This window comes from Actinokineospora sp. UV203, from assembly GCF_056323665.1.
Genome location: NZ_CM150484.1, coordinates 2,318,057 through 2,339,505, shown reverse-complemented (window position 1 = coordinate 2,339,505; position 21,449 = coordinate 2,318,057). Strand labels below are relative to the sequence as shown.

The following is a 21,449-nucleotide window of genomic DNA, read 5'->3' as shown; positions in this document are numbered from 1 at the left end:
ATGGGCTGAGAGCGCGCTCAGGCGCTCGCGACCAGCCTGCGGAACAGCTGCTCGACCGGGTGCCTGCGACGCTCGGGGCGCTCCGGCGTGCTGCGCACCAGGGCGACGAACGCGGCGCCGACCCGGGTGATCTCGTCGCGGGTCTCGTGCGGCTCGGCCAGGCCCGCGGCCAGCGCGAGCATGCGGTACTCGCTCTCGACTCCCGGGCGCAGCGCGCTCGGGTAGACCTCGATGCCCTGGTCGACGAGCCTGCGAAGGACCGGGAACTCGGTGGCGGTGGTGCGCCACGCCCGGGAGACGGCGTCGACCAGGTCGATCGACGGGTCGCGTTCGGCCTCGGCCTGCGCCAGGCCGAGCCTGCCGGTCAGCTTCAGGGTCCACTTGTAGTGCAGGGCGAGCAGCAGCTCCTCGGGGCCGGTGAAGACCTCGACGGCCTCCGGCACCTCGGCGAACGGCAGCTCACCGGTCGGGTTGTTCTCGGCGTACTCGACGATGGCTTCCATCGCGTCGCGCCTGCGGTAGTAGTCGTTCCAGCTCATGGCTTCCTGGCTCCCCTCCGTGACCCGCGCCATACCGTGGGTTTCCGGCATACCGTCGGTACGGAACCGATACGGCCAACCTACCATGGGTACGTACCGCCGGTATGTCGTACCGTTGTGAATATGGCGACAGTGCAGTCGAGGCGAGTGGATTACAGCGAAAACACCAGGCAGGCCCTCGTGGACTCCGCGGTGTATTTGTTCACCAAGCGTGGGTATTCCGCTACATCCCTCGATGTCATCGCCAAACGCGCCCGGGTGACGAAGGGTGCGCTCTATCACCACTTCAGCGGCAAACAAGCCCTGTTCGAAGCCGCTTTCGGGGCCGTGGAGACGGCGGTGATGGGCCGTTTGGCGGAAGTCGTCGCCGGGCCCGGCAGCGCTTGGGACAGGGCTATGGCCGGCATCCAGGCGTATATCAAAATGTGCATGGAACCGTCGTATCAGCGAATCGTCATCCACGAGGGTCCCGTGGTGATGGGATGGGAACGGTGGCGTGAAGCGGAGGAACATTTCAGTTACGGGATTGTGAAGGCCGCGCTGGAGTCGCTGATCGAGGCGGGCGAAATCGAGGAATTGCCCATCGAGGTGACCTCGCGCATCCTCTTCGGCGCCCTGTCGTCCGGCGCCACGATCATCGCGGGCTCCGAGGACCCGAAGAAGGCGGCCGCGGAGGTCGGCACCACGATCACCCGCGTGCTGGCGGGCCTGCGTACGCAGGCAGCGCCTGAGTCGGGGGACGCGGTCGCCCCGGTTGGGCGCCTGCGCGGATAACGTCTGGCAGGTCACCGGCGATTTCCCTGGTGAGCTCACTGGGGAGGCCGAGATCGAACCGACCACGGACGTCGTCCGCGCGCCATTCACCGACCGTCCGGCACTATCCGACCCGACCACGGCCATCTTGCTGCGCAACCGCGGGTCTCGCCGGAAGCTGAACACGGTCAATCTCACCTACCAGAGCTTGTTCTGCGTGCTCTTGCTGTTGCTCGCGGTGCTCACGCCGGCCTCGCCGTGGCTGTTGTCGTCGACCCACAGCGTCGTGCTGGTGATGACAATGCTGGATCGTCGGCTGTCACACAGTTGGCTCCCGGTGGGCGAGCGACTGCTGCGAGAGCAGGCCTGGCGGCAGGTGGGGGCGCGCGTCGTGCGGGAGAACCGGAGATGGGTGACCAGCCGGATCGAGGTGACTGACGGCGATACCGCTGTCCAGTTGGTTGTGACCGGCCTGACTCGAGCCCATCACGCGGTGATCACCCGCACCGCGACGGTGTGGATGGTCGGCCCGGTCGGCCGGAACGCGGTGATTCGCATCGCCGGTTCGCACGAGCCGTGGCCTGCGCGGGTGCCCCGCAGGCCACGCGAGCCCAAACCGGTTGCCCTGGACATGGACGTCACTGAGCTGTGGAGCCGTCGGTTCCGTTCGGTCGCGTGGACGCCGTGGGCAGTTCTGACGCCGATGGCGGCTTTCGCTGCCGTGGTCATCTGGATCAACCCGAGCCTTGTGATCGTGTTGATCCTGACTATCGGCCTGGGGACTCTGGCGGCCGTAGTGGTGGTCTTCGGTCGACGAAGGTCCGCGCTGGCCAGGCTCCCGGACTTGGTCGGTGCCGGACCGTGGACCATGGCGCAGGCGAATCTGCGGCCGTGGCAGGCGCGGATCGACGACACCGCTGAGGCATCGGCGATGATCCGGCTCGCGGACGGGCGGATGTTGACCGCCGACATGCGCTCGGCGTCGGTGGACCTGCTCGGGACGGTGTGGGACACCGGCACGCTGTGGTTCGCGGGGGAGCCGGAGCCGGGCAAGACCATGGCCGCCGGATACCCCGGGTACCCGCTGCCGGCCGTGGCGGTGATCCGATGACCGTCGCCACGCTCCACGAGCCCGCCCAGGACAGCCCGGCCACGATGGACCCGACCACCGCGATCCTGTTAGGGCTCAAGCAGAAGCTCAGGTGGCGGCTGCTGTTCTACTGCGTCGTTGTCACCTTCGGGTTCGGCCCTTGGCTCGTCGTCGCGGCTTCGTTGTGGGAGAACCCGTATCCGCTCGCGAGTGCCGTGGTCATCTGCTGGATCGGCACGGCGGGAGCCGCGTGGCTCTGGATGTTGTGGGTTCCCCGCGCGGCGGCGTTGATGTGGACGCGACCTTGGCGGCCGGTGGCGGCACGGGTCGTGCGCGCGGGCAGACCGACGTTCACCTCGTCGTCGAGTGCGACGGTGAGACTCTGCTGCGGGTCAGCAATCTGACCGCGGCGCATCATGCGCTGATCGCCCGGACCGCTCGGGTGTGGGTCGTCGGGCCGGACGACAAGGGCTGGGCGTCGGTGCGCGTGGACGGCTCCCACGTGGCGTTCCCCGCCCGGCAGGTCGATGAGTCGCGGAGGACGCCCGCGGTCGAGGCGGGCGACGTCACGGCGCTCACGGCCGCGAGAATGCGTGTCCGTTCCTCGTTTTTCTTGCGCTGCTCGCTTGCCGTGGTCCTCTGGATGATCGCCATGGTGGTGCTGGGCGCCCCATCGCTGTCCATGGCGGGCATCATCGCCGTGCCCGTTTGCGTGCTGGTCCAACGGGGTCGGACCGCGTTCATCGATCGACGGCTGCCCGCCCTGGTGGCGGACGCCGACTGGTGTGAGCTGCCGGTCTCGATGAACCCGTGGTTTTGGCGGGAAGACGGCACTTCGACGGCTGAGGGCGTGGTCGGACTGCCGGACGGTCGCTCGCTCGCCCTGCGAATGCCCAACGTCACTGTCGATCTGCTCGGCACCATCTACGAACGGGGAACCGTGTGGTTCTCGGCGGTGCCGGAGAGCGGGAAGACCGTAGCGGTGGGATTCCCCGGGTATCCGCTGCTCGGCGTGGCGACGATCCGATGACTGTCACCGAGCCGCGAACCGACCGACCGGCGATGGACGACCCGACGACCGCCGCCCTTTTCCGCGCCCAGCGCAAGGACGGGATCGGCGTCGTCTGTGTCGGCGTGCTTTTGCCGTTGTCGGGCTGGTTCGTGCTGTCGGTGGGCGACGACCGGAATCCGGTGCCCCTCATCGTCATCTTCGGCGTGGTCTCGCTCTTCGTCGCCGCGCGCATCCAGCTGTGGGTTCGCTGGCTGCGCCCCGGGGGGCGCCTTCTGCGGCTGGAGGCCTGGCGCCCGGTCACCGCACGGGTGGCGCGTGCGGGCAAGCCATGGTGGAACTCGGATGTGCGCCTCGACGACGGCACGGCGCTGCGGGTGACCCAGTTGACCGCCGCCCATCACGCGTTGATCGCGCGGACCGGGCGGGTGTGGGTTGTCGGCCCGGACAAGTCGGGTTGGGCATCCGTTCGTGTCGACGGCTCGCGAGTTCTGTTGCCTGCGCGGCGGGTTCGGGCGGGTGGCTCGTCGTCCGCCGACGTGACGGGGGACGTCACAGCCCTCGCCGCCGCCCGTCTGCGTGCGCGATCACTGGTGCCGATCTGGATATTCGGCGGTTTGTCGGTGTGGGGCGCGACGTGGATCGCCGCGTTCGGCGGAAGCTGGGCGATCCTCGGTTCACTGACCGGAGGGGCTGTCGCGCTCTTCATCGCTCGGCACAAGTTCCTCGACCGGCATCTGCCCAAGATCGTGGCGGATGCCGAGTGGGCGCCGTTCGACGTGACCCTGAAGCCGTGGGGCGTCGGGCATGGCGGACACACCGACGCCGCCGGTCGGGTGTGGTTCGACGACGGGACATCGTCTCCGCTGTCGATGCCCAACGCGTCGATCGACCTGCTTGCTGCCGCGCACGAAGCCGAGTCCCTCTGGTTCTCCGACCAGCCGGAGCCGGGGAAGACCCTGGCGGTGGGGTTCCCCGGCTACCCGTTGCTCGCGGTGGCGAAGGTCAGCTCAGTGCGAACGTGACACCCGGGCTGGCGGGCTCCGGCTTGTCCAGCCAGTGGGCGGACACCGGAAGCGCGCCTTCCAGCGCGTCCAGGACCAGCGCGCGGGCCAGCGGGAGCACCTCGGCGACCGTGACCGTGCGGCCGAGTTCCCTCGACAGGGACGTGACACCGGCGTCGCGGATGCCGCAGGGGACGATCCGGTCGAACGCGCCCAGGTCGGCGTCGCAGTTGATCTCGAAGCCGTGCATGGTGACGCCGCGCTGCACGCGGATGCCGATGGCGGCGATCTTGCGTTCCGGGCGGGTCTCGTCGGCGGGCAGCCATACACCGCTGCGGCCCTCCACCCGTCCGGTGCGCAGACCCAGCTTCGCGCACACGGCGATGAGGGCTTCCTCGATGCGCCGGACGTACTGGACCACATCGACCGGGTCGGACAGCATGACGATCGGGTAGCCGACGAGCTGGCCGGGGCCGTGCCAAGTGATCTTGCCGCCGCGGTCGACGTCGATCACCGGGGTGCCGTCGTCGGGCCGCTCGTCGGGTTCGGTGCGCTTGCCCGCGGTGTAGACCGACGGGTGCTCCAGCAGCAGGAGGGTGTCCTCGCCGGTGCCGTCGGCGCGGGCGTGCGCGAGGTCGCGCTGCAGGTCCCAGGCCTCGAGGTAGTCGATGGTGCCGACCTCGCGCACCGAGACCGGTCGGGTGTCGGCGCGACAGGAGATGTTCGCTGTGCTCACCCCGCGACCCTACGCCGTCGGTTTCGGCACCGGCAGCAGCCGCAGCGCGACCGCGGTCAGCAGACCGACGCCGACCACCCCGAGGGTGGCTCCGACCAGGTCCGTCACCCAGTGCACGTCGAGGATCACCCGACAGAGTGCGGCGAGGACCACAGCCGTGGCCGACACCAGCACCGCCATCCGCACCCGCTCACGGGCCAGCCACGCGCACAGGACGACCGCGGTGAACCCCACCGACGCCACCGACACCACGTGCCCGCTGGGGAAGCTGAAATCCGGGTAGTCCGTCGGCCGGGCCCGCTCGAACAGCGGCTTGACCAGCGACACCGCCCGGCACGCCGCCAGCAGGAGCACCGCGCGCAGCAGCAGCCCGGCCCTGGCGCGCACGAGCGCCGCCGCCACCAGCAGCCCGACCATGGCGACCACGGGCAGGAGCGGCCCGAGCACGACCGTCACGGTCGACGCCACGGCCCGCAGCCCCAAGCCGTCGCCCACGGTGTCGGCGACGAACCGGTCGACGTCCGGGACCGGTCCTGACACCACCAAGCCGAGCAGGACGAAGGCGATCACCAGGGCCGCGCCGAGCGCCCTCACTGCCCTTCGACCGCCTCCAGCGCGGCCCCGACAGTGCTGAACGTGAAGGTGAAGCCCTTGTCCAGCAACACCTTCGGCACGACCCGCTGGCTGAGCAGGATCTCGTCGGCCAGGTCGCCCAGCGCGGCCTTGAGGGCGAAGCGCGGCACGGTGAAAGGAGCCGGGCGGCGCTTGACCCGGCCGAACGCGGCGGTGAACTCCGCGTTCGTCGCGGGCGTCGGGCCGACCAGGTTGACCGGCCCGGCGACATCGCCGCCCAGCAGGTACACCAGCCCGCCGACGTGGTCGTCGAGGTGGATCCACGGCATGTACTGCTCGCCGCTGCCGAGCTTGCCGCCCAGCGCCACGGCGAACAGCGGCCGCAGCGGCCCGAGCAGGCCGCCCTTGCGGGACAGGACCGACGCGGTGCGGGCCAGCACGACCCGGGTGCCCGCCGCCTTCGCGGGCTCCGTGGCGCCCTCCCAGTGCGCGCACAGCTCGGCGAGGAACCCGCGTCCGATCGGCGCGGACTCGTCGACCGTCGAGGCGCCCGTGTCGCCGTAGACGCCGACGGCGGAGGCGTTGAGCAGCACCGGCACACCGGTCTCGGCGATCTTCGCGGCCAGCACCTCGGTGGGCTCGATCCGGCTGTCGAGCAGCACCTGTTTGCGGGCCTGGCTCCACCGCCGGTCGGCGATGCCCGCGCCGCACAGGTTGACCACCGCGTCGACACCGTCGAGCACGCCGGGGTCCATTCGGCCCGCGGGCGGGTCCCACTCGCGCTCGTCGGGCGCGTGCGGGGTGCGGCGGACCAGCCGGAGCACCTCGTGCCCGTCCTTGCGGAGCCTGGTGACGAGTGCGGTCCCGATGAGGCCGGACGAGCCGGCGACGACTACGCGCATGACCCGATCGTGCCGAATATCCCAAGGGGACGCTTGATCGGGTAGGCGGAAACGCCGCTGGGCCGCCCCGGTCGGGACGGCCCAGCGGTGTGGAACGGGTGCTTAGAGCCCAAGCTCGTTCTCGAACGCGCCCTCTTCCAGGCGGTTCTTGACCGCGGTGAGGAAGCGGCCCGCGTCGGCGCCGTCGACCAGCCGGTGGTCATAGGTCAGCGCGAGGTAGACCATCGAGCGGATGGCGATCGTGTCGTCGCCGTTCTCGTCGGTCAGCACCACGGGCCGCTTGACGACCAGGCCGACGCCCAGGATGCCCACCTGCGGCAGCTGGATGATCGGCGAGTCCCACAGCGCGCCCTGGCTGCCCAGGTTGGTCAGGTTGAACGTGGCGCCGAACAGCTCGTCCGGGGTGACCTTGTTCGCCCTGGTGCGCTCGGCGACATCGGCGATCTTGTGCGCGAGGCCCGCGATGTTCAGCCCGCCCGCGTCGCGGATGGCCGGGGTCAGCAGGCCGCGGTCGGTGTCCACGGCGATGCCGAGGTTCTCCGCGCCGTGGTAGGTGACCTCGGTGCCGTCCTCGCTGATGGAGGCGTTGAGCTTCGGGTGCTGCTTGAGCGCCTCGACGGTCGCCTTGGCGAAGAACGGCAGGAACGTCAGCTTGACGCCCTCGCGCTGCTCGAAGGCGGACTTGGCCTTGGACCGCAGCTTCGCGATCTTGGTCACGTCGACCTCGACGACCTGGGTGAGCTGGGCCGCGGTCTGCAGCGACTCGACCATGCGGCGCGAGACCGTCTGGCGCAGTCGCGACATCTTCTGCGTCGTGCCGCGCAGCGAGGAGTCCGGCCCGGCGGGGGCCTTGCTCGCGGCGGGAGCGGAGGCAGGGGCCGCGGCGGCGGGCTTGGGCGCCTTGGCGGCCTCGGCAGCCTCGAGGACGTCCTGCTTGCGGATGCGGCCGCCGACGCCGGTGCCCTTCACCGACGCGAGGTCGATGTTGTTCTCCGCCGCGAGCTTGCGCACGAGCGGGGTCACGTAGGGGGCGTTGTCGTTGGCGGGCGCGTTCACCGGGGGAGCGGCCGGAGCCTGCGGGGCCGGAGCGGCCTGTGCGGGCTCCTGCTGGGCAGGCGGCGCCTGCTCAGCGGGGGGAGCCTGCTTGGGCGCCTCGGGCTCGGGGGCCTTGGCCGGAGCCGGGGCCTCCGCCGGAGCGGCGCCTGCCGCACCGATCACGCCGAGCTTGCCGCCGACGTCGACGGTGGAGTCCTCGCCCGCGGTGATCTCGAGCAGGGTGCCTGCGACCGGCGACGGGATCTCGGTGTCGACCTTGTCGGTGGACACCTCCAGCAGCGGCTCGTCGACCTCGACGGTCTCGCCGACCTGCTTGAGCCAGCGGGTGACGGTGCCCTCGGTGACGCTCTCGCCCAGCGCGGGCATGGTCACGTCGGTGCCCTTGCCGTTGCCGGTGGGGGCGTCCTCGGCGGGCGAGGGACCCTCGGTCGGCGCTGCCTCGGTTTCGGGAGCGGATTCCGGCTCGGACTCGGGCTCGGGGGCCGCCTGCGGCTCGGGCTCGGCCGCCGCGGGGGCGGGAGCCGAGTCGGCCGCCCCGTCACCGATCACCGCGAGCTCGGCGCCCACGGCGACGGTCTCGTCCTCCTGCGCGACGATCTTCTGCAGGGTACCTGCGACCGGCGACGGGATCTCGGTGTCGACCTTGTCGGTCGACACCTCCAGCAACGGCTCGTCGACCTCGACGGTGTCGCCCTCTTGCTTCAGCCACCGGGTGACGGTGCCTTCGGTGACGCTCTCCCCGAGCGCCGGCATCTCTACGGAGAACGCCATGGTTTCGTGGACTCCTCGTGCTGTTCTGCGTTTGGCTGACTGGTGGGCTGAGCCGTCCGGCGGTCAGCCGTGCACGTGCAGGGGCTTGCCCGCCAGAGCGAGGAACGCCTCGCCCATGGCTTCGTTCTGGGTGGGGTGCGCGTGGATGAGCGGCGCGACGTCCTCCGGGTAGGCCTCCCAGCTGTAGATCAGCTGGGCCTCACCGATGAGTTCGCCGACCCGCTCGCCGACCATGGTCACGCCGACGACGGGGCCGTCGGGCGCCTTGATCAGCTTGATGCCGCCGCTGGTCTTGAGGATCTGGCTCTTGCCGTTGCCCGCGAGGTTGTAGACCAGCGTCTCGGCGGAGCCGTACTTCTCCTTGGCCTGCGCCTCGGACAGGCCGACCGAGGCCACCTCCGGGTTGCAGTAGGTGACCTTGGGGATGCCCGCCTCGTCGATCACCTTCGGGTTGAGCCCGGCGATCTCCTCGGCGATGAAGATGCCCTGCTGGAAGCCGCGGTGGGCCAGCTGCAGGCCGGGGACCAGGTCGCCGACCGCGAAGACGTTCGGCAGGTTGGTGCGCAGCCGCTCGTCGGTCAGGACGAAGCCGCGGTCCATGTTCAGCCCGGCCTCCTCGTAGCCCACGCCCGAGCTGCTGGGGCCGCGGCCGACCGCGACGAGCAGCAGGTCGGCGTCGAAGGTCTCGCCGGACTCCAGGGTGACTGTGACGTTTTGGTCGGTCTGGGTGGCGCCACTGAAGCGGACGCCGGTCTTGAACTTGATGCCGCGCTTGCGGAACGCGCGCTCGACCTGCTTGGAGGCCCACTCGTCCTCCAGCGGGACCAGCCGGGGCAGCGCCTCGACGATGGTCACGTCCGCGCCGAAGGAGCGCCACACGCTGGCGAACTCGACGCCGATGACGCCGCCGCCGAGGACGACGACCTTCTCCGGCACGTAGTCGAGGCCGAGCGCCTGGTCGCTGGTGACGATGCGGCCGCCGATGTCGAGGCCGGGCAGCGTCTTGGCGTACGAGCCGGTGGCCAGCACGACGTTCTTGCCGGTGTATCGGGTGCCGCCGACCTCGACGGTGTTCGGGCCGACGAACTTGCCCGCACCCTCCACAAGGGTCACCTTGTTTGCCTTGACCAGGCCCAGCAGGCCCTTGTGCAGGCCCGCGACGATGCCGTCCTTGTAGCTGTTGACACCGTTCATGTCGATGCCTTCGAGCGAGGTCTTCACACCGAACTGGTCGCCCTCGCGCGCGATGTCGGCGACCTCCGCGGCGTGCAGCAGCGCCTTGGTCGGAATGCAGCCTCGGTGCAGGCAGGTCCCACCGACCTTGTCTTTCTCGATCAGGATGACGGAGAGTCCTAGCCCGGCCGCGCGGAACGCGCAGGCGTAGCCTCCGGACCCGCCTCCCAGGATCACCAGGTCAGCGGAGGTGTCAGTCACGGGGTCTCCTCGACAAGCGACAGCGTTGTTTTCCAGTGGGCGCGACGCCGCGGACGACGGCTCGCCACCACACGCCATCTTGTCACTATGGGAGGCAGGCTTGCGAGGTGGCCGGGGGTCCCGGGCCTGTGCCGGGCCATTCACCGGGACAATGGACGCAGACGGAGTTTCGGAGGTGGCGGACATGGGGGTTTTCGACTCCCTGCGGCGCAAGCGCAAGCCGGGTGTGCTGCGCGGTGCGACCAAGGAGGACACGAGTCACCTCGACGCGTGGGCGAACAGCCGCACCGGCGTCGAGGCGTTCGTGGAGCCGAAGACGAACGTGACGGACACGACAATCGTGCTGGTCGCCCACGACGGCGAGTGGACGCGGCGCCGCATCGCCGACCCGGAGGCCGCTTTCGCCTTCGCCAAAAAGCGCGCGATGCCGATCTACGAGGTAGCCAAGGTCGGCTACCCCCAACGCATGCGCGACTACATGGCCCGCCAAAAGCGCGAATCCCGCTAACCCCGCGAGTCGCCCCGCCAGGCAAACGAGTCGCCCCGCCAGGCAAGTGAGTTCAACATTCGGGCGGCAACGGCCTATGTCACTCGGTGGCACAACTGTTGAACTCGCCTGCCCGAATGTTGAACTCACTTGCCTGACGGGGCGACTCGTTTGCCTGGCGGGGCGACTCGCGACTTTGGGGGTTAGCCGTTTGCGGCTATGTCGGCCAGGACTGCGGCGAGGGTGCGGACGGGGAGGCCGGTGCCGCCGGAGGACGTGTAGCCCCACGGCTCGCCGGTGTTGTAGGCCGGGCCGGCGCAGTCGATGTGCGCCCACGGGGTGCCTTCGGACACGAACTCGCGCAGGAAGATGCCCGCGGCGAGCATTCCGCCCCAGCGGTGGCCGGTGACGTTGGCCAGGTCGGCCAGGCGGGAGTCGAGGTCGGCCCGCAGCTCCTCGGGCAGCGGCATCGCCCAACCGCCCTCGCCGGTGGCCTGCGCGATGCCCGCCACGCGGTCGCGGAACTCGTCGGAGCCCATGATCCCGCAGGTCCGGCTGCCCAGGGCGACCAGCTGCGCGCCGGTCAGCGTCGACGTCTCGATCAGGTAATCGGGGTTGTCCTCGCACGCGCGCACGATCGCGTCGGACAGGATCAGGCGGCCCTCGGCGTCGGTGTTGAGGATCTCGACGGTCTTGCCGCCGTACATCGTCAGCACGTCGCCCGGGCGGTAGGCGGCGCCCGAGGGCATGTTCTCCGCCATCGGCACGGTCGCGGTGATCTCCAGCGGGTACTTCAGCTTCGCGGCGAGGACGACCGTCGCGATCACGGCGGCGGCGCCGCTCATGTCGGAGGTCATCTGCTCCATGTTGGCCGCGGGCTTGATCGAGATGCCGCCGGTGTCGAACGTGATGCCTTTGCCGACGAGCGCGACCTTCTTCTTCGCCTTCGGGCCCCTGTAGGTGAGCCGGACCAGGCGCGGCTGGCGGGTGGAGCCGGTGCCGACGCCCAGGATGCCGCCGAAGCCGCCTTTGCGCAGCGCCTTCTCGTCGAGGATCTCGACCTCGACGCCCACGGCCTTGGCCAGCGCGGCGGCCTTCTCGGCGAACGACGCGGGGAACAAGTCGTTGGGCGGGGTGTTCACGAAGTCGCGGGCCGTCGCGACGGCCTCGGCGATCGCGGTCGCGGCCTTGAGGGTCGCGCGGTGGTCCTTCGCCGCGCCCTCGGCCGGGCTGGCCAGGTCGACCTTCGCGAGCTGACCGTTCTTCGGCTCCGACTTGTAACCGGTGAACCGGTAGGCGCCCAGGATGGTGCCCTCCACGGCGGCGTGCAGGTCGACGCTGGAGAGCGTCGTCGCCACGCGCTTGCTGTCGGACAGGGCGCGGGCGGCGGCACCGGACGCGCGCCGCACCTGCTCCGCGGTGATCCCGTCGTCGGCCTTGCCCAGACCCGCGGCCACGACCAGGGCGGCGGGGAGCTTGCCGAGCGTCGGCAGCTTGATGACCTCGCCCGCCTTGCCGGTCGCGCCCAGCGTGCTCAGCAGGTCGGTCAGGGAACCATCGAACGCCGCGTCCACCAACTCGCCGCCGGGGGCGAGCGCGACGCCCGCACCGTTCTGGACGGTGCCGATCACGATGGCGTCGACGGTGGCCTCGGACACCGGCGCGGTCGCCAGGGCCAGCTTGGGGGCGGTCACAGATGTGCTCCTCGGTCGTTCGGGGAAGGCTCGGGGGGAGAGTCCTTGTGGGACCCGGGCCTGCCTGATCAGGCGGGTCGGCCTGACCAGGTGGTGACGAATGCTAACGACTTGTCGAGGGGATTCAGCCGGCAGGCCGATGGAGATTTGGCAACCGGTCTGGCACGGTTGTGCCCGTGACAGCGATAGGACAGCAGGTGGCGCGGGCCGTCGGGACGCCTCTCGGCACCGTTGCCGGGATGCTCGCGGCGGGCGCGCTCGCGGCGATTTCGCCCGCGGTGGCCGAGGCTGGGTGGTGGTCGCTCGCCGGTCTCGTGCTCGCCGCCGTGGTCGCTTCCATGACCGCAATCTCACTCTCCGACCTCACCGCCGCTTCCGGTCCACAGAGTGCGTATCTGCACGTCAGAGAGCGGTTGGGCGTTGTGCCGGGAAGGCTAGCCGGTGTGCTCGGAGTGACCGGTCGGGTCGTGGCGATGGGCGCCGTCGCGAACATGATCACCGCTTACGTGGCGCCGAGAGGATCGGCCGGGCTTTACTGCCTGCTGCTCGCTGGCATGGCCTATTCCGCGCACATGGTGGGGGCCAAGCGGCTGGCGCCGTTGTGGAGCGCCGCAGCGATTGTGTTGATCGTCACAATTGGTGTTCTTGTTGCCGTCGGCCTCACCATCGCCCCCGTCGAGCACCTCACAATCAGCCAATCGGGTGTCATCGGATCGAATGAACCGACCGGAGTCCTGGCCGCTGCGGGCTTGCTGTTCTTCGCCTTCCTCAGCCTCGACCGGCCGGCGTGCCGCAGCGCGCGCTCGGCTGTGACGGCTGTGGGGATCACGGCCCTGGGAACGCTCCTGGTCATGATCGTGGCGCTGCGCCAGGTTGGTGGTCCGCGCCTGGCGCTCTCGCCCGTCCCGCTGCGCGACATGCTTGCCGCCGCGGACGCGTCCTCGTTCAACGACATGCTCACTGTCGGCTTGGCGGCGGTGGGGGGATTCCTCGCGCTCTACTTCTTGGTCGCAGGAGCGATGGACTCCGTTCTCGACATGGGCGAGACAGGGGACTTGCCCGATACCGGCGGCCTGTTCGGTCCGGTCCTGCTGCTCGTGGGAGTCGCGGGAGGGGTGGCCACATGGATGCCCCCGGCGGACGCGGTGGCGCTGTCAGCGTGTCTGGTGCTCGTGTCCTACGCGTTCGTCAACTCCGCCGCCCGCTCGCTGTGTCGGGCCCAGCGGTCGACGTGGGTGCGCACCGGGTGCTGCGGACTCGCTCTTTCGGTGATCGTGGCGGTCAACATCAGTGTGGTCTCGTTGCTCAGCGCGGTCGGAGTGGTTCTCGTCGGCACACTCCTGTGCACGCTGAGTGCACGAAAGGCTGATCGCGCTTAGTAGCACGTCCAAAAGTCGGGATACCGATTTTCCCGCCGGCGCGGGAGAGATACCGTTCCCCTATGACGCCTACGTTGCCGTTCGCACGGACTCCCAACCCCCAGCCGGCCACCCCGGAAAGGGTTGCGGAGGTACTGGCCAAGCCAGGCTTCGGGCAGCACTTCACCGACCACATGGTGACGATTCGCTACTCCCGCGAGCACGGCTGGCATGACGCCCGAGTCGAGCCCTACGGCTCGATCACACTCGACCCTTCCGCGATGGTCCTGCACTACGGTCAGGCGATCTTCGAAGGCCTCAAAGCCTATCGGCAGCCCGACGGCTCGATCGCGTCGTTCCGGCCCGAGGCCAACGCCGAGCGTTTCCGCGCCTCCGCGCGCCGGATCGCTATGCCGGAGCTGCCGGATGAGCTGTTCCTCGAGTCGATTCGTGAGCTTGTCTCCATTGACTCACGGTGGGTTCCCTCCGCTGACGAAGAGTCGCTGTACTTGCGGCCGTTCATGATTTCCACCGAGGCCGGCTTGGGGGTGCGACCCGCGTCGGAATACCTGTACGTGTTGATCGCCTCGCCCGCCGGGTCGTATTTCGCCGGCGGAATCAAGCCGGTGACGGTGTGGCTGTCGACGGAATATGTGCGGGCGGCGCCGGGCGGTACCGGTGCGGCGAAGTTCGCCGGGAATTACGCGGCTTCGCTGGTGGCGCAGGCGCAGGCGGCCGCTGAGGGCTGCGATCAGGTCGTGTGGCTTGACGCGGTCGAGCGGCGGTGGGTGGAAGAGATGGGCGGGATGAATCTCTTCTTCGTCTTCGGCGACCGCATTGTGACGCCTGAGCTTTCCGGCGCCCTGCTTCCGGGGATCACCCGGGATTCGCTGCTGCGGTTGGCTGTGGATCTTGGATGCACGGTGGAGGAGCGGCGGATTTCCACTGAGGAGTGGGAGAAGAAGGCCGAGTCCGGCGAGTTGACTGAGGTCTTCGCTTGCGGGACCGCCGCGGTGATCACTCCGGTTGGGCATGTCAAGCATGCTGGTGGCACGTTCAGTGTTTCTGGTGGTGCTACTGGTTCGGTGACTTCGTCGCTTCGTTCTGCTCTTACTTCTTTGCAGCGTGGTGCGTCTGATCCGCATGGGTGGATGTCGACGCTTGTGGATGCTCCTTCTTCAGCTGAGTAGCCCCTCTTTTTAGTGTGACTATGGCGGGGATGAATTTGTCAAGGCGGGAGAGATGCCTTGACAAATTCATCCCCGCCATGTTTTTTGCTTTGGAGAGGGGCAGGGTGGGGTCTGGGCTACTGGGCTAGTGTCGTTGTTATCAGGACTATCGTTGTTGTCAGTTCACAGGTGGCACCCAGGGTGTCTCCCGTTATGCCGCCGAATCTTTTTATTGTGTGGCGGATGAAGACTGTTGCGGTGAGTGCGGCTATTGCGATCGCTGTGGGGGCGAGCCAGAGGTTGTTTGGGATTGCTTGTGTGGCTGCTGCTGTGAGAGCTGCCAGCCAGGCTGTTGGGATCCACCAAGGTTGGGTGCCTGCTACCAGGGCGCCTAGGCCTTCTGGTCTTGCTGGTTTCAGGCCCTTGAGGCAGCACGCTGCGAAGGCTGTTCGTCCTGCGGTGATGGCTAGGACCACGGCCGGCCATCGGTCTGGTGTGAGGGCGGCGAAGGCTGTTGCCTGTGCGCCTAGGACGACTATCAGGGTGACCACGGCGAAGGGGCCTGCGCCGCCGTCCTTCATGACCGCCAGGGCTCGTTCCGGGGGGCCGTAGCAGCCGAGGCCGTCCGCGGTGTCCGCCAAGCCGTCGAGGTGCATTCCTCTGGTGGCCAGGGCCAGGAAGCCGACGGTGAGCAGACCGGCAAGGAGCGGGGGCATGCCTGCTTTGTGGGCGGCGTAGAGCAGGCCTGCTGCGGTGAGGCCCAGCAGCAGGCCGACTACGGGGGCGACGGCTATCGCTGTGCGAGCGGCGGCGCGGTCGACCTTGTTCGTGTGGAACGGGAGGACCGTGAGCCAGGACAGCGCGAGCCGCATCGGCTACTCCGACCGCTCGGTGACTCCGGCGTCGGTGAAGGTGGCCATTTCGGCCAGGATGCGGGTGGCCATGGTGACCAGGGGGATCGCCGCGGCGGCTCCGGAGCCCTCGCCCAGGCGCATGTCCATCTCCAGCAAGGGGGTGAGGTTGAGCTGGTCGAGGACCAAGGTGTGGGCGGGCTCGACTGAGCGGTGGCCCGCGACCCACCACAGGGACGCTCCCGGAGCCAGTTCCTCGGCGACCAGAGCGGCCGCGCCCGCCACGACACCGTCGAGGATCACCGGGGTGCGGCGGACCGCGGCCTGGGCCAGGAAAGCGGCCATGGCGGCGATGTCGGCGCCCGCGGCGGTGCGCAGGAGGGCGACCGGGTCGGCGCTGACCTTGCGGGCCCGGCGGAGGCCGTCGCGGATGGCGGTGGCCTTGCGCATCCATGCCTGGTCGTCGATGCCGGTGCCCCGGCCGACCACGGCGACCGGTTCGGCGCCGGTGAGTGCGGCGATCAGGATGGAGGACGGCGTGGTGTTGCCGATGCCCATGTCGCCCGCCACCAGCAGGTCCGCGCCGCCGTCGATCTCCTCGTCGGCGATGGCTCGGCCCGCGGTGATGGCGGCTTCGACCTCGTCCTGGGTGAGGGCGTCCTCGCGGTCGATCGAACCCGATGACCGTCGCACCTTGTGGGCGGAGACCTGCTCCGGCAGGCCCTCGCCATCGGAGTCCACCGCCATGTCCACGACTCGCACCGTGGCGCCCGCCTGGGCGGCGAGGACGTTGATGGCGGCGCCGCCGGTGAGGAAGTTCGCGACCATCTGGGCGGTCACTTCGCTCGGGTAGGCCGACACGCCGTGCTTGGCGATGCCGTGGTCGCCCGCGAACACCACGACGCGGGGGCGGGTGAACGGCTTCGGCGGGCACACACCCTGGCAGGACGCGACCCAGACGCCGAGTTCCTCCAGTTTGCCGAGTGCCCCGAGCGGCTTGGTCAGGGTCTCGTGCCTGGCCACGGCCTCGCGGCGGGCGGCTTCGCTGGGGGGGTCGACGGATGGGAACACGGTGCTCACCGCGAGCTACCTCCGGGTGTCAGGAACTCACTTCAGCCGCAGCGGCAGGCCCGCGACCAGGAGCAGCACCTCGGTGCACACCTCGGCCAGGGACGCGTTGACCGCTCCGAGCTCATCGCGGAAGAGCCTGCCAGAGCGGGTCTCCGGGATGACACCCAGGCCGACCTCCGCCGAGACGATCACCAGCCGGGCCGCGCAGTGGGCGACGGCGGTGACCAGCCGGTCGCGCTCCGGGGCCAGATCGACGGCGTGCTCCCAGGCCCGGGCGTCGTCGAGGGCGCCGGTGAGCCAGGTCGCGATGTCGTCGACGAGCAGCGGTGGGTCGTCGGGTCGAGCCGCGTCGAGGGCCGCCACCAGGGCGTCCGTGTCCGGGGTCTCGACCGTGCGCCACGATGCCGGGCGGGAGGCGATGTGCCGGTCGATCCGGGCGTCCCAGTCGGCGTCGCCGTCGATGCGCCGGGCGGTCGCCAGGTAGGTGGCCTCGGTGCCGGGCAGCAGGCCTTCGGCGTGCGCCGACTTTCCCGAGCGCGCGCCGCCCAGCACAAGGGTCCTGTTCACGGCGCGGCACGTTACCGTTGGTGTCGTGAGCTTCCGCTGGCGGTACGAGAACGCTTCAGGCACCGAGGTCGAGGGACCCGACAAGGCCTTCGACGACCACACCGAGGCCGAGGAGTGGTTCAGCGCGACTTGGCCGCAACTCCTCGACCTCGGGGTCGATCAGGTCTACCTGATGGAGGGCACCACCGAGATCTACGGCCCGATGAGCCTGCACCCGCCCGCCTGACTCAGGGAGTCTGGGTCATCCGGGGGTCGCGCTCGATGACGCCATCGAGCACGTCGTCGATCTTGGCCAACAGGTCGGCGTCGAGCTTGACCCCGGCCGCCTTGACGTTCTCGGTGACCTGCTCCGGCCGCGAGGCGCCGATGATCGCCGACGCCACGTTCGGGTTCTGCAGAACCCACGCCACCGCCAGCTGGGCCAGGGAGAGATCCGCTTCCTTTGCCAGCGGCTCCAAGTTCTGCACCGCGGTCAGGACGTCGTCGCGCAGCCAGCGGGAAATCATGTTCTTGCCGCCGGACTCGTCGGTCGCGCGCGACCCGGCGGGAAGCTCCGCGCCCGGCTTGTACTTGCCGGTGAGCACGCCCTGCGCGATCGGCGACCACACGATCTGCGAGATGCCCTCCCGCTCGCACGCGGGCACGACCTGCTCCTCGATGACCCGCCACAGCATCGAGTACTGCGGCTGGCTGGAGATCAGCGGGACGTTGAGCTCCCGGGCCAGCGCCGCGCCCCGGGTGATCTGCTCGGCGGTCCACTCCGAGACGCCGATGTAGAGGACCTTGCCCTGCCGCACGAGGTCGGCGAAGGCCAGCATCGTCTCCTCCAGCGGCACGGTCCGGTCGTACCGGTGCGCCTGGTAGAGGTCGACGTAGTCGGTCTCGAGCCTGCGCAGCGAGGCGTGCGCGGATTCCATGATGTGCTTGCGGCCCAAGCCTTTGTCGTTGGGGCCGCCGGGGCCGGTCGGCCAGAAGACCTTGGTGAAGATCTCCAGCCCCTCGCGGCGCTCACCCTTGAGCGCGCGACCGAGGACCGACTCCGCCTTTGTGTTGGCGTAGACGTCGGCGGTGTCGAAAGTCGTGATGCCCGAGTCCAGGGCGGCCCGCACGCAGGCGTGCGCGGCGTCTTCCTCCACCTGGGACCCGTGGGTCAGCCAGTTGCCGTACGAGATCTCACTGACATTGAGGCCGCTACGGCCAAGTCGACGAAACTCCATATCGCCAACCTACTTCGCGTTGCTAAAGAACGGCCACTCATATCGCTGATCTTGACAGGGGGGCGACACGGGCGTGAGTCGATATTGGCAGTTCTCTCCGAACCAGATGGGGGTCGGTTCAGGGAGAGGTGGTGTACATGTCCAGTGTGGCTGTGCTCGTGGTGTTGGCCGGTGCGTTGAGCGGGCTCGCCGGCCTATGGCTGGTGCTCCGCTTCCTTCGCCATGTCTACGACAAGGGTGGCGCGGCCGATCTCAAAGTGGCCGCGTCGGCGTTGCGCACCGCTCGCGGCGGATTAGTCCGGCGAAATACCGCCGAGGACAATCCGGCCAGGGAGATCGGCGTTGCCCGAGATGTCAGCTGATGGGGTCGCCGGGGCCGACGCGGGGCTTGGGGGCGCGGAGCTTGCGGATCTGGGTGGCGCGGACGAAGGCGTACCAGCCGATCGAAGCGCCGCGGATGGTCTCCTTGGGGAACCTCTCGCGGACCAGGCGGGTGATGCGGCGGCCGTTGATGACGGCCTCGATGACCATCATGATCAGCATCACCAGCGAAGCCAGGGTCGCGTACTGCTGCACCGCCAGCGACGGCACGACCATCGACACGATCACCACACCCGCGAGCGGCATGAACAGCCCGAGCAGGTTGCGCTTGGAGTCGACCAGGTCGCGCACGTAGGCCTTGACCGGCCCGCGGTCACGCGGCATCAGGTACTTCTCGTCGCCTTCGAGCATCCGCCTGCGGCCTTCGAGGCGCTGCTCCTTGCGCTTGGCGGCCAGCGCCTTGCGCTCCTCCTTGTTGCCACGCGCGCGCTTCATCGCCTCGCGCGTGGTCTTCGGCGGCGGCGCGACCGGTCCGCGCCTGCGCGCTTCGGCCTCGCGGCGCTTCGGGGTCGGCCTGCCCTTGCCGGGCGTGTGGGCCTTGGGGGCGTCCTCGCCGATGGCGACGGCAGCCTCCTCGACCTGCGAGTCGGTGCTGTCTGCTGAGTTACGGCGAAGGAACCTCACAGCGACAAGGGTAGGACAGTGCCGTTGATCGCTACGCTGCGGCTCATGCGAGTCGTCATCGCCCCGGATTGCTTCGGCGGCACCCTCACTGCCGCGCAGGCCGCGGACGCCATCGCCACCGGGTGGCGACGCGGCGCACCAGAGCACGAACTCATCCTCCGGCCGCTGGCCGACGGGGGCCCCGGCTTCGTCGACGTGCTGCACACAGCCATCGGCGGAGTCCTGCACCGGACCACCGTGACCGGTCCGCTGGGCACCCCCGTCGAAGCGAAATGGCTGATGCACGCGGGCGTCGCCTACATCGAGTCCGCCGAGGCCGCGGGCCTGCACCTGGTCCCGCGCGAACAACGGGCCGAGATGTGCGAGCGGGCCACCACGCGCGGGGTCGGCGAGTTGATCGTCGCCGCCCGGGACAGGGGCGCCCACGAGATCGCCGTCGGACTCGGCGGCTCCGCCACCACCGACGGCGGCTCGGGTGCGCTCGCCGCACTCGGCCTGATCGCCCTCGACAAGGACGATCAGCCGGTGGAGCCGGGTTCGCCGGCCGACTGCGTGCGGATGGAAGGCTGGGCCGACGTGGGCCGGGCCATTCTCATCGCCGCCGCCGACGTGGAGAACCCGCTCCTCGGCCCGCACGGCGCGGCCGCCACCTTCGGCCCGCAGAAGGGCGCCGACCCGGCCGCCGTCGAACGGCTCGAACGAGGACTCACGGTCTGGGCGGACGTGCTCTCCGCGCGGACCGAACGTGACAAGCGCGACACCCCGGGAGCGGGGGCCGCGGGCGGGCTGGGCTACGCGCTGCTGACCCTGGGCTGCGAATCGGTGTCCGGGGCCAACCTGGTGGCGGGCGCGACCCAGCTGAGCGGCATGATCGGCCAATCCCAGCTCGTCGTCACCGGTGAAGGCAGCTTCGACTGGCAATCGCTGCGCGGCAAGCTCGTGACCAGCGTGTCCGGCGTCGCCGCCGCCCACGGCGTGCCGTGCCTCGCGCTCGCCGGGCAGGTCGCCGTCGGCCGCAAACAGGCCGCGGCGGCAGGCATCGAGGCCGCGTATTCCGTCTCCGACCACGTCGGATCGGTGCGCAAATCCATGGCCGACCCAGCCGGGACGCTCACCGAACTGGCCGAACACGTCGCCAAGCAGTGGCGCTGACCGGCCGGTCCGCCAGAAGCCGCTGTGCCATCATGGAGAGTGGAACAAATCGGCACGTAACCTTGTTGGTGCCGGGTGTACCGCCCGCGTGGGACTTCGCTCCCGCGAGGAACCTGACTTAGGGAGAACGATGACGACCGCTCAGGAGAACACCGCCGAAGCGGCCACCACCCACGGTGTGGAGCTGACGGACGCCGCCGCGGCGAAGGCCAAGGCCCTACTCGAGCAGGAAGGCCGCGACGACATGCACCTGCGCATCGCCGTGCAGCCGGGCGGCTGTGCGGGCCTGCGCTACCAGCTGTTCTTCGACGAGCGCTCGCTCGACGGCGACCTGCTGCGTGAGTTCGGCGGCATCAAGGTCGCGGTCGACCGGATGAGCGCCCCGTACGTCCAGGGTGCCGTCATCGACTTCGTCGACACCATCGAGAAGCAGGGCTTCACCATCGAGAACCCGAATGCGGGCGGAAGCTGCGCGTGCGGGGACTCGTTCCATTAGCGCGCGGGCGTTGATCGCCCTTAGGTGACGAAACGAGGCCCTGGATTCGGAACCCTGCGACACGACGACTGCGTCGCGTGCCACAGGCTCCCGAATCCAGGGCCTCGTTTCGTCACCGCGATCAAGCCGTGGTGGGTGCGTTTACCGATCCCAGGTTGGCAGGTTGCGGAGTTGTTGCGGGGTGCTCTGATCTTCTAGACGTATTCGTCGAGGTCCGCGACCTGGGCGGCGCAGTTGTCGTCGACTGACCAGTGGGCCGTGCGTGACCTGGGGACGACCGCCGGGTCGGCCATCAGCGAGGACGGGATGGCCGCGCAGTCGGCGATCAGCTCGTCCATGGTGTCCGGTTCTGATGTGCTCACGTCCTCGACGTTAGGCACGTCGACGGGTCCGGCACAGAGGTACTAACCGGTAGTGTTCAACGGTGACCAAATGCCACCCAAGCGGGTGGCTTCGACCAGATCGCGCCACCGACGTCGACACCGAAGTCGACCAGCCAACAGGGAGAAGGCCTC

At 69.3% G+C, this 21,449-nt stretch carries 25 protein-coding genes; 12 read left to right on the top strand and 13 right to left on the bottom strand.

Translation table 11 applies throughout. From position 1 onward, the window contains the following. Positions 1–17: 17 nt before the first annotated feature. Complete coding sequence (locus ACUZ2Y_RS10750; RefSeq protein WP_476329386.1) at positions 18–539, bottom strand: hypothetical protein; 522 nt, start codon at positions 537–539, stop codon at positions 18–20. 132 nt (positions 540–671) lie between these two features. Here ACUZ2Y_RS10750 and ACUZ2Y_RS10745 point away from each other — a divergent pair, with 132 nt between their 5' ends. Genes ACUZ2Y_RS10745 through ACUZ2Y_RS10725 form a run of 5 tightly spaced genes read left to right on the top strand, consistent with a single transcriptional unit; the run spans position 672 to position 4,416 of the window. Next, the gene (locus tag ACUZ2Y_RS10745) at positions 672–1,313 is read left to right on the top strand and encodes a TetR/AcrR family transcriptional regulator (protein WP_476331715.1); all 642 of its coding nucleotides are present in this window, start codon (positions 672–674) and stop codon (positions 1,311–1,313) included. Continuing rightward, entirely contained in the window at positions 1,294–2,403 is a 1,110-nt protein-coding gene (locus ACUZ2Y_RS10740) for a hypothetical protein (RefSeq protein ID WP_476329384.1), read from the top strand. Before ACUZ2Y_RS10745 ends, ACUZ2Y_RS10740 begins: the two co-directional genes overlap by 20 nt. After that, complete coding sequence (locus tag ACUZ2Y_RS10735) at positions 2,400–2,786, top strand: hypothetical protein (protein WP_476329383.1); 387 nt, start codon at positions 2,400–2,402, stop codon at positions 2,784–2,786. Before ACUZ2Y_RS10740 ends, ACUZ2Y_RS10735 begins: the two co-directional genes overlap by 4 nt. Further along, complete coding sequence (locus ACUZ2Y_RS10730; RefSeq protein ID WP_476329381.1) at positions 2,675–3,412, top strand: hypothetical protein; 738 nt, start codon at positions 2,675–2,677, stop codon at positions 3,410–3,412. Before ACUZ2Y_RS10735 ends, ACUZ2Y_RS10730 begins: the two co-directional genes overlap by 112 nt. After that, positions 3,409–4,416: a hypothetical protein gene (locus ACUZ2Y_RS10725; RefSeq protein WP_476329379.1), complete on the top strand. Its 1,008-nt coding sequence runs from the start codon at positions 3,409–3,411 to the stop codon at positions 4,414–4,416. Before ACUZ2Y_RS10730 ends, ACUZ2Y_RS10725 begins: the two co-directional genes overlap by 4 nt. Here the strand turns inward: ACUZ2Y_RS10725 and lipB are convergent. The 5 genes from lipB to lpdA all read right to left on the bottom strand — a co-directional run bounded on the left by lipB (position 4,397) and on the right by lpdA (position 9,867). Beyond that, positions 4,397–5,131 (bottom strand): lipoyl(octanoyl) transferase LipB, encoded by a 735-nt coding sequence (gene lipB, locus ACUZ2Y_RS10720; protein ID WP_476329377.1) that lies wholly within the window; start codon positions 5,129–5,131, stop codon positions 4,397–4,399. The genes ACUZ2Y_RS10725 and lipB overlap by 20 nt on opposite strands. 9 nt (positions 5,132–5,140) lie before the next feature. Further along, on the bottom strand, positions 5,141–5,725 hold the full coding sequence (locus tag ACUZ2Y_RS10715) for a phosphatase PAP2 family protein (RefSeq protein ID WP_476329375.1): 585 nt from the start codon (positions 5,723–5,725) through the stop codon (positions 5,141–5,143). Beyond that, positions 5,722–6,606 carry a TIGR01777 family oxidoreductase gene (locus tag ACUZ2Y_RS10710; protein WP_476329373.1) on the bottom strand — a complete coding sequence of 295 codons (885 nt, stop codon included), beginning with the start codon at positions 6,604–6,606 and terminating at the stop codon, positions 5,722–5,724. The genes ACUZ2Y_RS10715 and ACUZ2Y_RS10710 overlap by 4 nt, the downstream gene beginning before the upstream one ends. A gap of 102 nt (positions 6,607–6,708) precedes the next feature. After that, entirely contained in the window at positions 6,709–8,433 is a 1,725-nt protein-coding gene (sucB, locus tag ACUZ2Y_RS10705; protein WP_476329371.1) for a 2-oxoglutarate dehydrogenase, E2 component, dihydrolipoamide succinyltransferase, read from the bottom strand. A 63-nt stretch (positions 8,434–8,496) separates the two neighbouring features. Beyond that, positions 8,497–9,867, bottom strand: coding sequence for a dihydrolipoyl dehydrogenase (gene lpdA, locus ACUZ2Y_RS10700; protein ID WP_476329369.1), 1,371 nt, complete (start codon positions 9,865–9,867; stop codon positions 8,497–8,499). Between the two features lie 184 nt (positions 9,868–10,051). Here lpdA and ACUZ2Y_RS10695 point away from each other — a divergent pair, with 184 nt between their 5' ends. After that, complete coding sequence (locus tag ACUZ2Y_RS10695) at positions 10,052–10,375, top strand: oxidoreductase (RefSeq protein ID WP_476329367.1); 324 nt, start codon at positions 10,052–10,054, stop codon at positions 10,373–10,375. Between the two features lie 182 nt (positions 10,376–10,557). Here the strand turns inward: ACUZ2Y_RS10695 and ACUZ2Y_RS10690 are convergent, their stop codons facing one another. After that, positions 10,558–12,048, bottom strand: coding sequence for a leucyl aminopeptidase (locus ACUZ2Y_RS10690; RefSeq protein ID WP_476329365.1), 1,491 nt, complete (start codon positions 12,046–12,048; stop codon positions 10,558–10,560). Positions 12,049–12,287: 239 nt separating this feature from the next. Here ACUZ2Y_RS10690 and ACUZ2Y_RS10685 point away from each other — a divergent pair, with 239 nt between their 5' ends. Together ACUZ2Y_RS10685 and ACUZ2Y_RS10680 are read left to right on the top strand one after the other, a co-directional pair. Beyond that, positions 12,288–13,427, top strand: a complete 1,140-nt coding sequence (locus ACUZ2Y_RS10685; protein ID WP_476329363.1) for an APC family permease — start codon at positions 12,288–12,290, stop codon at positions 13,425–13,427. Positions 13,428–13,489: 62 nt separating this feature from the next. Beyond that, positions 13,490–14,596, top strand: coding sequence for a branched-chain amino acid aminotransferase (locus ACUZ2Y_RS10680; protein ID WP_476329361.1), 1,107 nt, complete (start codon positions 13,490–13,492; stop codon positions 14,594–14,596). Between the two features lie 116 nt (positions 14,597–14,712). Here ACUZ2Y_RS10680 and ACUZ2Y_RS10675 read toward each other — a convergent pair whose 3' ends face one another. From ACUZ2Y_RS10675 to ACUZ2Y_RS10665, 3 genes are read right to left on the bottom strand one after another with little or no spacing between them, the layout of a single operon-like run. Beyond that, a complete protein-coding gene (locus ACUZ2Y_RS10675) occupies positions 14,713–15,447 on the bottom strand; it encodes an adenosylcobinamide-GDP ribazoletransferase (RefSeq protein ID WP_476329359.1) in 735 nt (244 codons plus the stop codon). Positions 15,448–15,450: 3 nt separating this feature from the next. Beyond that, positions 15,451–16,506 carry a nicotinate-nucleotide--dimethylbenzimidazole phosphoribosyltransferase gene (cobT, locus tag ACUZ2Y_RS10670; RefSeq protein WP_476329357.1) on the bottom strand — a complete coding sequence of 352 codons (1,056 nt, stop codon included), beginning with the start codon at positions 16,504–16,506 and terminating at the stop codon, positions 15,451–15,453. Positions 16,507–16,533: 27 nt separating this feature from the next. Beyond that, positions 16,534–17,064 carry a bifunctional adenosylcobinamide kinase/adenosylcobinamide-phosphate guanylyltransferase gene (locus ACUZ2Y_RS10665; RefSeq protein ID WP_476329355.1) on the bottom strand — a complete coding sequence of 177 codons (531 nt, stop codon included), beginning with the start codon at positions 17,062–17,064 and terminating at the stop codon, positions 16,534–16,536. 25 nt (positions 17,065–17,089) lie between these two features. Here ACUZ2Y_RS10665 and ACUZ2Y_RS10660 point away from each other — a divergent pair, with 25 nt between their 5' ends. Then, a complete protein-coding gene (locus ACUZ2Y_RS10660; protein WP_476329353.1) occupies positions 17,090–17,290 on the top strand; it encodes a hypothetical protein in 201 nt (66 codons plus the stop codon). A 1-nt stretch (position 17,291) separates the two neighbouring features. Here ACUZ2Y_RS10660 and ACUZ2Y_RS10655 read toward each other — a convergent pair whose 3' ends face one another. After that, positions 17,292–18,281, bottom strand: coding sequence for an aldo/keto reductase family protein (locus tag ACUZ2Y_RS10655; protein WP_476329351.1), 990 nt, complete (start codon positions 18,279–18,281; stop codon positions 17,292–17,294). 137 nt (positions 18,282–18,418) lie between these two features. On the opposite strand from ACUZ2Y_RS10655, the gene ACUZ2Y_RS10650 reads away from it, so the two are divergent. Continuing rightward, a complete protein-coding gene (locus ACUZ2Y_RS10650) occupies positions 18,419–18,643 on the top strand; it encodes a hypothetical protein (RefSeq protein WP_476329349.1) in 225 nt (74 codons plus the stop codon). On the opposite strand, the gene ACUZ2Y_RS10645 is transcribed toward ACUZ2Y_RS10650, so the two are convergent. After that, positions 18,636–19,286 (bottom strand): DUF3043 domain-containing protein, encoded by a 651-nt coding sequence (locus ACUZ2Y_RS10645; protein WP_476329347.1) that lies wholly within the window; start codon positions 19,284–19,286, stop codon positions 18,636–18,638. The two genes, ACUZ2Y_RS10650 and ACUZ2Y_RS10645, sit on opposite strands and share 8 nt — an antisense overlap. A 45-nt stretch (positions 19,287–19,331) precedes the next feature. Between ACUZ2Y_RS10645 and ACUZ2Y_RS10640 the strand changes: the two genes are divergently transcribed. Both ACUZ2Y_RS10640 and ACUZ2Y_RS10635 read left to right on the top strand, forming a co-directional pair. After that, the gene (locus ACUZ2Y_RS10640) at positions 19,332–20,438 is read left to right on the top strand and encodes a glycerate kinase family protein (protein WP_476329345.1); all 1,107 of its coding nucleotides are present in this window, start codon (positions 19,332–19,334) and stop codon (positions 20,436–20,438) included. 130 nt (positions 20,439–20,568) lie between these two features. Then, the gene (locus tag ACUZ2Y_RS10635; protein ID WP_091371760.1) at positions 20,569–20,934 is read left to right on the top strand and encodes a HesB/IscA family protein; all 366 of its coding nucleotides are present in this window, start codon (positions 20,569–20,571) and stop codon (positions 20,932–20,934) included. 194 nt (positions 20,935–21,128) lie between these two features. Here the strand turns inward: ACUZ2Y_RS10635 and ACUZ2Y_RS10630 are convergent, their stop codons facing one another. After that, positions 21,129–21,296: a hypothetical protein gene (locus tag ACUZ2Y_RS10630; RefSeq protein WP_476329343.1), complete on the bottom strand. Its 168-nt coding sequence runs from the start codon at positions 21,294–21,296 to the stop codon at positions 21,129–21,131. Between the last annotated feature and the right edge of the window lie 153 nt (positions 21,297–21,449).